7 protein-coding genes are annotated in these 10,683 nt (G+C 35.3%); 3 read left to right on the plus strand and 4 right to left on the minus strand.

Annotation, left to right across the window (positions count from 1 at the left end; genetic code table 11):
- Window positions 1-413 precede the first annotated feature (413 nt).
- From QVB70_RS17180 to QVB70_RS17195, 4 genes are all read right to left on the minus strand, one after another.
- On the minus strand, window positions 414-4,382 hold the full coding sequence (locus QVB70_RS17180) for a hypothetical protein (RefSeq protein ID WP_287588838.1): 3,969 nt from the start codon (window positions 4,380-4,382) through the stop codon (window positions 414-416).
- Between the two features lie 118 nt (window positions 4,383-4,500).
- A complete protein-coding gene (locus tag QVB70_RS17185; RefSeq protein ID WP_287588841.1) occupies window positions 4,501-6,234 on the minus strand; it encodes a hypothetical protein in 1,734 nt (577 codons plus the stop codon).
- A 28-nt stretch (window positions 6,235-6,262) separates the two neighbouring features.
- Window positions 6,263-6,385 (minus strand): hypothetical protein, encoded by a 123-nt coding sequence (locus QVB70_RS17190; RefSeq protein ID WP_287588844.1) that lies wholly within the window; start codon window positions 6,383-6,385, stop codon window positions 6,263-6,265.
- Between the two features lie 296 nt (window positions 6,386-6,681).
- Window positions 6,682-6,888 carry a hypothetical protein gene (locus tag QVB70_RS17195; protein WP_287588847.1) on the minus strand — a complete coding sequence of 69 codons (207 nt, stop codon included), beginning with the start codon at window positions 6,886-6,888 and terminating at the stop codon, window positions 6,682-6,684.
- A gap of 180 nt (window positions 6,889-7,068) precedes the next feature.
- Here QVB70_RS17195 and QVB70_RS17200 point away from each other — a divergent pair, with 180 nt between their 5' ends.
- The 3 genes from QVB70_RS17200 to QVB70_RS17210 all read left to right on the plus strand — a co-directional run bounded on the left by QVB70_RS17200 (window position 7,069) and on the right by QVB70_RS17210 (window position 10,379).
- Window positions 7,069-8,013 (plus strand): hypothetical protein, encoded by a 945-nt coding sequence (locus QVB70_RS17200; RefSeq protein ID WP_287588850.1) that lies wholly within the window; start codon window positions 7,069-7,071, stop codon window positions 8,011-8,013.
- A gap of 17 nt (window positions 8,014-8,030) precedes the next feature.
- Complete coding sequence (locus QVB70_RS17205) at window positions 8,031-9,188, plus strand: hypothetical protein (protein WP_287588853.1); 1,158 nt, start codon at window positions 8,031-8,033, stop codon at window positions 9,186-9,188.
- Between the two features lie 144 nt (window positions 9,189-9,332).
- Complete coding sequence (locus QVB70_RS17210; protein WP_287588856.1) at window positions 9,333-10,379, plus strand: lysylphosphatidylglycerol synthase transmembrane domain-containing protein; 1,047 nt, start codon at window positions 9,333-9,335, stop codon at window positions 10,377-10,379.
- Window positions 10,380-10,683: the final 304 nt, after the last annotated feature.

Raw genomic sequence — 10,683 nt, forward strand, 5'->3', positions numbered from 1 at the left:
TATTACTGGAAACATACGAAAAACCTTTGTTAATTTAGGTAAAACCTTTTTTGTATTAATAATGTCTTAAGTAAAAAGGAAAAATATTTGCAAAAATGGAGATATTCTGGAAGAATAAAAAGTGCAATAAGAATGGTCTATACTTGTTAAGTGTCATCAATTGTGCTTGAAATTATTTATGCTTTATTTTAAAATTTCTTATAATCGCGCATTAGGTCGCTCAAAAACACCTTTCTCCCCCACTCATAGTACTTGGGGCGTTCTGTGTTACTATTGCAGGGTTCAAATCGTGTGCATCGGCTGTCCTTTAGCGCAACTGGCATATATGCAGTCTTACATCCAATTACATTTCCAGTCTGACAAGTTCTCTTGAAGAAGCCGTGTCTTTTATAGGGAGGACACTTACTTTTCTCTTAAGAACTACCTAGGAGTTTTCGGCGTTTCATAACTAAATTCACTAGACCTGGTACGAAATCTTCATTTATTTGGACTATTGAGCCAAGTGATGTGTCCTTTTCTCGAAAAATACCTGCAGAGCAGATTCTTGCCCATGCATTACGATTCTCCTTATACGGACGAAGCTTGGCCGAGAAAATCTCTTTGTTGGGAATATTCCCCTGAATATCAATAAACTCTTCCAAGATATCATATAGCACTTCTTTAATAGGGCCACGGATTCCTCCCCGGCCAAAAATGGTTAATTCATCGGGAATATCGCTTGAACCTGCAATTAGCAATGCCAATTTCTCTGAATCGGATACTTCAGGAATTTTATCGAATCTAAACTGCCAATCTGCGAATATCCTCATTATATAAGGCTTTTTTGCCAATTTTAATTGTGTTTCTGACATCTTCGAGGAATCTAAGCCATATTTCAAAGCGGCGGTCTTTAACTCATCGTTTGTAAACTCATTTAAAATTAAACTTGCTTTATCAATTATTGAATTCGAAGGCTTTCCTCGGAAAATATAGCTGTTTAAATCATGCTTTACACGATTAATATATTCATTAGCGCTCCAGTCAGCGGTTCTACAAGATATAATAGTAGGTACCCCTTCGGTGGCAAGACGCATTACAGTGTCTTTTAGCAGAGGTAAGATGAATTCTGGTCTTTCCACTTCATCTATGCCATCAATTATAACAAGTAGATTTGCATTTTTTTCCTTTAATGTGCTAAACATCTGTTTCAATACATTAAATGCATCGAGCATGACAATAGATCCAAAAAACGCTTGTACAGTCTTGGTTACGTTCTTTCTAGCGCTGAAAAAAAGAGGAACAATTTGTCCTTTAACGGTGATAGTTTTCATGAGTTCATTTGCCTTATGTGCAAGAAGCCATGTCTTCCCGATGCCCATGTCCGAAAGTAAAAGGAAAATTTTACGCTCCTCGCCGATTGGTAGTGTAGCAATTTCAATAAATTCATCAATTGCCTTTTCGGCATCAACGCGAGGTTCATATTTTTCATCACTATAGGCGATTTCGAATAAACTCGAAAATGAAACTGTGTTGAGAAAACATTTTGATAGAAAAATAATATTTTCGGTGTTTAGATCCTTAGATATATTTTTAGATAGTATACTAACTACACGATCAAGATTTTTTTCAAGATTCTTGATATTTGTACGTACATCATCTAATCGTCTCTTAGTATCTTCTGTATTCGATTCCAATAGATTTATAATGACATTAATACTTTCTTCGAGTTCTTGCTTTACATCTAAAGAAATATTACTTATTTCATCTTCCATCCATGCTCTTAGTGTTTCAATTGCTTCGAAAGGTTTTTTTGAAGCGAAATCAATTGCTTTATTGAATCCATTTATGATCGGACGAAGAGAAGTATCGATAATCAATTTTAGTTTGTCCTCATCAATGTTAGCATTTATTTCCTCAAGTTTCTTATTTATTAGATCTTCGATTCCTCTGAAGGATGCTTTCTTCATTGCTTCCTCAATATTTTCGGTAATCGATGTTTCATCAACCTTGATACCAAAAGAAGAAATTTTATTCGATATCAACTTTCCTATATACCCTGCAGCCGGAGGACAAACCATGCCAACGAGCATAGAACCCACAGCAGGCAAACATTTGAGGCCTATCTCGCCAAGTGTTTTTCCTGCCTTCTTAAGTATATCTCTTATCTTCTTGAGACGTCCTTCATCTTTTTCAGGTTGATAACTCTCTGAAATCGCATCAGAATCAACTTCTTGATCGTTTGTCAGAATAGGAGGCGTAATTGGAGTTTGTGGTTGAGTTGTTCGAGTTTCTATTTCTTTTTGTTCTTCAACAATTATTTTCTTAGTTTTTTCAATTTCCTCCATTTCTATTGTCTCTGTTTGCTCTAGCGTTTCACTTGTAAGAAGCGCTTGTGCCTCTTTTGCTTTGTAGATGGCCCCTGGTTCACCTTTTATTGTGTATTTGATCTCTACCATTCGATCTGGTTGGATATTCTTGATGGACCATTCTAAGACGGTGAAGCTCTTGCCTTCGACCAGTCTCGGTCGTTGATCAGTCAGCTCTGGCGAACTTGAAACCAGTATAAAGCCTTCAGGCAAGATATCGGCGATGGTGATGTCCTGAAGGGTAACTTCGTCATCAGGCTTCAGTTTATTATGATAGTAGATAGTAATAGCATATTCACCTTCTGTATCACCTTCTTGGATCGATTTTCCAACACGAGCTTTACGCCAAACATGCTCCTTTACAGTAAGTTTATCTTCTGCAATGGCACGAAGTTCTTCATGTTCGGAAAATGGTTCTAAAACATTACCTACTACTGAAACTGGTACAACAAGTTCGACTCCAGGTTCCGGTTCTACTGCTTGAAGGAGGTAATCTATTTTAACACAATCCTTTGGATTAATAGCTTTAATTGCAACCAGTTTATTAATATTTGAGAGGGATAAAATCAATTTTCTTTCCTTTGATAAATCTCTCCCCCCTTTCTCAGTAATTTTTACTGCTCCAGTAATATCTTGTTGATAATCTGATTCTCGTATAAGACTTGCTTTGATAGAGTCGATATTAAAACCTGGAGGGATCGTTTCATAAAAAGTAAGATCATTTAAAGGTGCAGAACCAGTATTACATGCCTTTAAGGTAGTCTTAATAGGATTTTCTTCGATTGCGTTAATTCTTTTTACTTCATATGATTTTTCTACTTTTATATCTGCTACTTTAACTAAACCACCATATTGTACTACAGAGCCAGTGAGTTCTCTCAGAAAATTGTTTTTAACTGAAAAGTCAACTTTTTGTCCAAAGCTAGGAAATTCCATAATTGGATCTTCTTTTGGATCAGGGAACACGAAAGTCTTGGTCCATTTATTCTCGGTGTCAGGACTAAGAGTTACGTAAAGGCTATCCTCACTGATTACTAAATGTTCTCGTCGATCTGATCTTTTTCTAAATATAGTTTCTTCGGCAGTCTGTCGATAGACTTCCACTTCGCGGAGCATTATTTCAAACGTGGAAAGGTTTTCAAATTCAATCGCACAGTTCCAGCGACCCGGGACGTTGTCAATCTCATCTTTATCGATCCAAGTAACATTTTTGGTGTAGCCTTCTAGACCAAGAAAAATAATATCTGACATCGTTGTATCTGGTGTTGCGAAACTTATAGAAATTTTGCCTGTATTTAGTGGGACTACTGTTTCTGCTTTTAAAAAAACTCCAAATGTTATTGATTTTGATTCATTAGGAGCTAAACTAAATCCAGACCAAAAGATCTTGTCAGTCTCTCTTTTATAATCTCCATCTGCTCCCTTTAAGTCCATAACTTCCCTGAAAGCTTCAGGCAATTCTTTAACAAAAATAATGTTTTCTAAATTCGTTTTTGATTTATTAATAACCATAATCGTAACTCTGACCGCAGTTTCTTTATTTCTTATTAGTATTTTTGGCATAGTCTCTGATTCTGGTTCAGTATCTATGTATTCCTCAATTATCAGAGGTGATTCAATATCTTTTGAAACAGGAGTTCTCAAAGAATAATTTTTAAAGAATAATTCGCTGGGTCTAAGTTCTTGGATGTTTATATTGCACAGACCCTCCCTAGCTGATAAATTGGTCTTTGAAATATTTTCCCAGTAACTATCGAGATTCCAAACGCTATCTCGTTCGTTTGGATTGTAAAAACCAACACTTCCTGATGTTTTAATAGTTTCTGTTCCATCTGCTTGAAAAACAGCATCTATTCTTTCAGAGTTGATAACAAGAATTCGTTTATTATTTTTAGCGCCAACTATTTTCCAGGCTTTAGGTATATCTTTCTCAGGCATATGTTCCAAGTCTAGTTTTTTAAGATCGACAACTACCCTTCCCTTTGGTATCTCGAATAAAATTGGACCTTCAAGTATTTTTGGAACATAATTTGCCATTTCGGCATTTCCTCTTCTATTTTTCCTGACTATTTGTTTAGACAACTAAATAAATTTACTTATAAAAAACACAAAAAAAGAATTAATTCACTAAACCGATAAGGAAATCTTAACTAAATCACTCAACAATTCTAGATTTCCTAAGAAATCCAATTAAAACTCCTCCTATGATGAAACAAGCGAGTAACAGAAAAAGGACCAGGTACACAGCGAACTGTGGTGGAACAACATAAAACAGATACAGAAGGAATCCACAACTGAATAATCCGTTAATTATGCCAGTCTTCAATCCTGCATTTTTTAAGTTCAAGGATGTTTTCCTAAGACTAATAAATCCACTCAGCACTCCTGCAATGAGGAAACAAGAAATAATTCGAACGATTTGTAAAATTATCTCAGAAGGCATAGGAATAACAAATAAAATGACTACTAATATCACAATTCCTGATATCCCACCGTTAACCATGTCTGTGGTTGATGGTCGTTGAATGCTGAGATCGGGATAGTCTTTTAAATCCTCTCCAATGAGAAATTTCAAACGATCCATTACCATCCATTTAGAGGTTACAAAATCAAAATAAATTCCAATGGCAGCAATAATCGAAGCAATTAAAAGGAAGTGTGGCAATAAATCTACCCCAAAGTAAACAATGAATAATCTTGATGAAAGATAAGTTACTAAAAGAACGCCGAGACCCAATACAATAGGATGGAATATTCTCTGTAAACGAGAGTATTTTCTGAAGAAATCCAGATCTTTATTTTTTACAGCCCAATCTTGCTTGACATGAATATAAGAAAGTGATGGAACGGCGCCTACAAGGAATGCCACGGTAAGAATAATTGCTCTTAAGACAAACAAGACATCGTGAGAAGGAATATTACTTGGCATTTGTTGTGTTAAAAAGTCTAAAAAGGGCACAACCATCGGCTGTAGCATCGCTAATATAAAAGCAACAAGATATGGGAGAAATATTATAAAACAGCGATTCCAGTTCTCCCACTCATTACGAATTCCAAGGAAAGCGATCATGAAAGGAATGATTATTAGAATCATAAAAAGAAGTTGAGAGCTCTCAAAATAATTTAGAAATCGAAGATTCATCCCAACAATAATAGCATTGGCGACTAACGAAACTACTAACCAACTAGTCTGAATCGTTTGGTCGCTTTTTAGCCAATTTCTCCAAAAATGCTTTTCAATTTGTCCTTTGTAGCGCATTGTGTCTTTCAATGCACCAATAAAAGCCCTTGGTGTCTCGATAGTTCCTAGTAGAACTAAGAAATTGAATACAGAGAGAAAAAGTATCACTGCGGAGAATATTTTATCCCCTCCAATGGCAAGCCATACCGTTATCAAAATGAAGGTGTCAAAAGCCCGCTCGTACGAATAATACTCCTTATATTCTAGAAAATCAAGTTTTCTTTTAAAATATGTTGAATATAGTTTAGTTGCACCCAACCATCCCATGAACCCCATAAACATTAATCCAAAAGAGAAAATAGCCGGGAGAAACTCATTATTTAGCGCATGTATTAACAACCTTTCGGAAGCATTCGCAAAGATACTTGTAGAGAAAAACACAAATCCGCAAATTACGGAAATAAGTAGTCGTGATCTCAACTCTTCATTTCGAAGTACATCTTCTGGATTCTTCTCGAAAACCATTTTTGGAAGATGAAATTGGTAAATACCTATTGTCAAAATAAGACTTGCAAGTAGAAAGGTATATTCAAAGTTGAATAGACTTAAAACGACAGATAAAACACTTAGCAGGATAGTTATAAGCGAAACAAGAAGATTCTTAATATTCAGTTCTTTTGTTTTACTCTTAGAATCAATACTCCCCATCCCGTAATCTCCATTTGAAATATTTTTCTTAAGTTAGCTTCCACTGCGTTGTTGTTGGAACAATATTCAAGAAAAATGTTGCTGTTACCAAAAAGTAACTAACAAATATAACGGAATATCTAATAATATCCTTAATCTCTAATTCTTCCAAGATAATCCCCCGTTTACGAAAGATTAGGACGTCTTTATGTTTACATATATAAAATCATTCTGCTTGTTATAATTTTCGTGAAACAGCGTTTTATTAAATAGTAGAGTTCACGAAACTAATTGCAAAACATCCTATGATTAAAATATTGGATCTTTTTATGATATGAAGAGGATCTCAGGAAAATAATCAGAGAACTCATGGTAGGAATTTATAAAAAAGGATAGATTTGAGTTTTAAAACAGGACTGATAGTAAAGTTATTTGTACTAATTTCACTCCAGTTCTCTTATCAATTCATTATGTTGGTGGTATGTCCCTTATATCTTCGATTTTCCAAGTTGCGTAGTTAAAAGCGAAGAGTAATGTTAGGAAACTACTGATTGTAAATCCGAAACAAAGTCCAAGAAAAGCAGAACTTATGTCTAAACTAAGTGTAAAGGCATAAGCGAGAACAATCGAAATAATTGAGAAAGAGAAGAAGAACGTTATTAGTATAATCATCATACTAATAACTCTACTCATGCTTCGAATTTGGCTCCGTTCACGATCTCTACCCTGCTTTTCATAATTTCTCTCAAAAACTTCTCGAACGTCGTATGCATTTTTTAGAAGGAAAGTAGCAAAAATGCCTCCAATACCGAATAAAGAATCAACTAAACAAAAGGTATTCTACAGTTGAGATAAATGAGTTTACGAAAAGATATTTACCCTAATGCTAAGCAAAGAGATTTAGATCGTATCCTCCCTCAGTTAGTAACTGAGATTCTCAGAGCCTTTCAGTCTTGTTTTACATCAGAACAAGACCTCATACAGTTCATCAATAGACTTCCGAGCAGAGAAATTGTAGAACTCTTTCTTGATTCGGGAAGGTTTTATGCCGTCAGTAAAAGTGTCATCACAGAGCCCTTTGTGAAGTTAATAATGATCTTTTCGATGATTGAGCGATTAACTTCAGCAGAAATACCATATACTGAATTTAAAAATTGGATACGTGAGAATGAAGTGCTCAGAGCAGCAGTTGAAGAAAATCCTGACATATCAGACTTCCATCTTTCATCTCTCAAGCAACTCATAGATAGTCTAAGAGAGAAATATAATGAGATCTACGGCTTCGTAAGAAACATACTCTCATATTTCACGGAATATATTGCTCTTAGACATCAGATAATGATCATCGCCTCAATACATGTGAAAGACACAGAGATTTTAAGAAGATATCCTGATCAGGTAACTGGGGTACAGCCATATTCTGTGACTATTTCAGATTTTGCCACTGAACATAATCTTGAAACATCAAAGGGATATATGCCTGTTTGCTATGACTGGAGACAATGCTGTGTAGATGTTAATACATGCTGTTGGCGTTCCAAAAAAACGTGCAGATTGTGGATAGATGACGAAGAGCGCATCAAGAGGCTTAAAACAACAATAAAGTTATTGTATGACTTTAGAAGTGTATTTGTTCATCGTGCAGAACTGCCACCTTTTAGTGAACATCCAACATTTGGAATGTATAAACATAATAAGAAATGGAGAGATTGCCTTATTCTGTTAAAGTCATCAGAATTTGAAGCAATCTTTGAGGAATCATTTGTCGAATATTTTAAAAGCAAGATCGACCTCGAATAAACCGAAGTTGAATTAGAATGTCACAAATTATTATGTCTCAGCCTAGAAATCCAGTAACAGCAACTTATGTGATTTTGGGATCTGCGATAGCCTATGTCATTTTCTGGAACTTCTCACAGGATATAGTGTCCAAACTATTGATCATTTCTGTGATCGGTGGTATGATCACATCATCACTTTACTTCTTAGAACCAATCCAGTTCGTAGATAATCGCTATCTTAGAAACAAGTATGAAAAAACCATTCTTCGAGACTTCAAAGAATATACTGAGGTCACATTTGAAAACACCTTTAAAGAACCGTATTTCGATGCCGACAGGAATAATATTTATGGATCGCTTTATCTTTCTTTGGCGATCTGCGTAGGCGCTGTAGGTACGATATTCATAAATCCCTCTGTTCCCATTTGGATTCCAGTAATTTCACTTTTTATCACATTAACATTGTTAATTAACGGCATCTACTTGATTACGCTAAGGACAGAAAAAATAGAATTGGTTCACTACATACTCTCCTTAGAGAGATACACCTTAATGGAGAAAAGTGATATAGGCTATCCTTACGCTCCTATAGAGAAAATCAAGATTGAACTTGCTTCACGGAGGTGGGTATCTGCACGCAACATCCTTAAGCAACACACTGAAACCGTATATGCTAGATTAAGAAACATTCGTTCCAAATTACAAGGGAATAAATGGAGATGGCAAAATACCAAAATCACAGTTGAAGAAATAAAGAAAGGATTTGGGAGTAACTCTCCTTTTGAAGATGAAGTTAAGTCATATTTGAGTAATGCCAAATTAGGCAGGACATGGCTTTTTCTCCTTGATTTAGATCTCCGTGAGTTTTCTAAGAAACTTGATGAATTGGCTAGTTTCTTACAAGCAAAAAAAATGGATCTTGTATCGATCTTACATTCTAAAACTATAATCAAAATTATGGAAAGCAAGAAAAAAGATCTATCATATTTCTATAGTGATGAGACGTTTAGCCCAGATAAGGAGGTCAATTACAGAAATCTCCAGGAAAGTTTAACGGGCGATGATATTCCGTCTCTTATTGAGGTTAAAGAAGCCATTATAGCAATTAAAGGACTTAAACCGACTTTTGATGAAATAATTCAGAAGATTGAGGCAGTAGAAGATGTTCATTTAACAGTTAAAAAAAATGATTGAATTAAGGTTCACCAATTTGTGCATAATTCGTAACATTATCATAGAAAAAGATAAATTTAATATGGTGAAACATTTCCTATTTCACAATCACAACTTATTCTTAGCGGGTTATTAGCAAGAGGTCATTTTTGGAGTAGATATGTCGTGACACAGACCGGAACACAGACAGGAATTAAGAAGGTGAGCAAGAAAAGATTATTTGCAGTATCACTAATTTCTATTGCCTTACTTGCCTTCCTTCTGTGGTATATTGGAATCGACTCAATTATTACGGTTATCAGTACAGCAGATCCAAGATATCTTGCTCTTGCCTTAATAGTTGAGCCATTCATTTTATTAGTAAGAGCCCATAGGTGGAAACTCATAGTTGCCAATCTTGGCTACCCTAAATTAGGACTTAAAAAAGCCTCTCTGCTATATTTGACAGGATTATATGGAGGAAGTTTCACCCCTTCAAAGCTAGGAGATCTTTTAAGGGCTTATCTCTTAGCAAGAGATTCAGATAGTAGTGTACGTGTTCCAGCTGGAAAAGCGGTTTTCTCAATCGTACTTGATAGAGTTTTCGATGTTATTTCTTTAATTACCATCGTGTTAGTTGGTGTACCACTATTTTTTGTAGGGTCACTTGCTGATTTTCAATATATCCTTTTGATTGGCGTAATCATGGCTGGATTATTGATTGGCCTTTCTTTTCTACTCTTTAGTGAAAGATATGGAGAAAAGGTGATTAATCTATTTGCCACACCTATACTCAAAATGATTGGAGGCGTTTTCAAAGAAAAACAGAGAGATACAACATCGAAAATTTTCGATCAATTCTCTGAGAGTGTTAGCACTTTTCGTGATAAAAAAGTCTTCTTAGTAGGTGTGTATCTTTATTCCTTAGCAATTTGGGTTTCTACATGTGGTCAAGCATATTTAGTGTTAGCAGCGCTACAACCAAACCTACCTAACGTTCTACATTTTATTACGATTTTTCCTCTATCGATGTTTGCTGCATTAGTCCCTGTGACGATTTCTGGATTAGGAACTCGTGAAGCTGCTATGGTAGTTATTATGTCAATCATTGGAGTAAATGCTGTGACAGCATTCATCTTGTCTATTACTTTTGCCTTTGTTTCATTATGGATTCCTGCAATATGTGGAGGCATTTATGTTACAGTTAGATCGATAGAAAAAATAGGTGAATGAAGTTACTCATTGAAATCGCCACTGGGGCGATTTAGGGTAGAGTAACTAACTTTATGATCATCTCGCTGCATAGACTTGTACAATTTAGTTTGTCATCTAATTCCGAACATTCTGTAAACTTCATTATTAAATCTCCTCTATCTTTACAACATTGGCATAAAGACGTCGCTTAATAGCATCTTCTGTACAGCCTTACAGGTCAGCGTTTTTGAGATTGCACATTTTTCTTCTTCATTGCGGAATAAACAATGAAGTTCCAAAACAATATTCCATGTCTTTTTTTGTAAAACGTTCATCTCCTGAA

This window comes from Candidatus Borrarchaeum sp., assembly GCF_019058535.1.
GTDB lineage: Archaea > Asgardarchaeota > Sifarchaeia > Borrarchaeales > Borrarchaeaceae > Borrarchaeum > Borrarchaeum weybense.

Bases quoted from the DNA above. Each gene is read 5' to 3' on its own strand.
- QVB70_RS17180 (WP_287588838.1), bottom strand. From the start codon at position 4,382: ATGGCAAATTATGTTCCAAAAATACTTGAAGGTCCAATTTTATTCGAG.
- QVB70_RS17185 (WP_287588841.1), bottom strand. From the start codon at position 6,234: ATGGGGAGTATTGATTCTAAGAGTAAAACAAAAGAACTGAATATTAAG.
- QVB70_RS17195 (WP_287588847.1), bottom strand. From the start codon at position 6,888: ATGATGATTATACTAATAACGTTCTTCTTCTCTTTCTCAATTATTTCG.
- QVB70_RS17200 (WP_287588850.1), top strand. From the start codon at position 7,069: ATGAGTTTACGAAAAGATATTTACCCTAATGCTAAGCAAAGAGATTTA.
- QVB70_RS17205 (WP_287588853.1), top strand. From the start codon at position 8,031: ATGTCACAAATTATTATGTCTCAGCCTAGAAATCCAGTAACAGCAACT.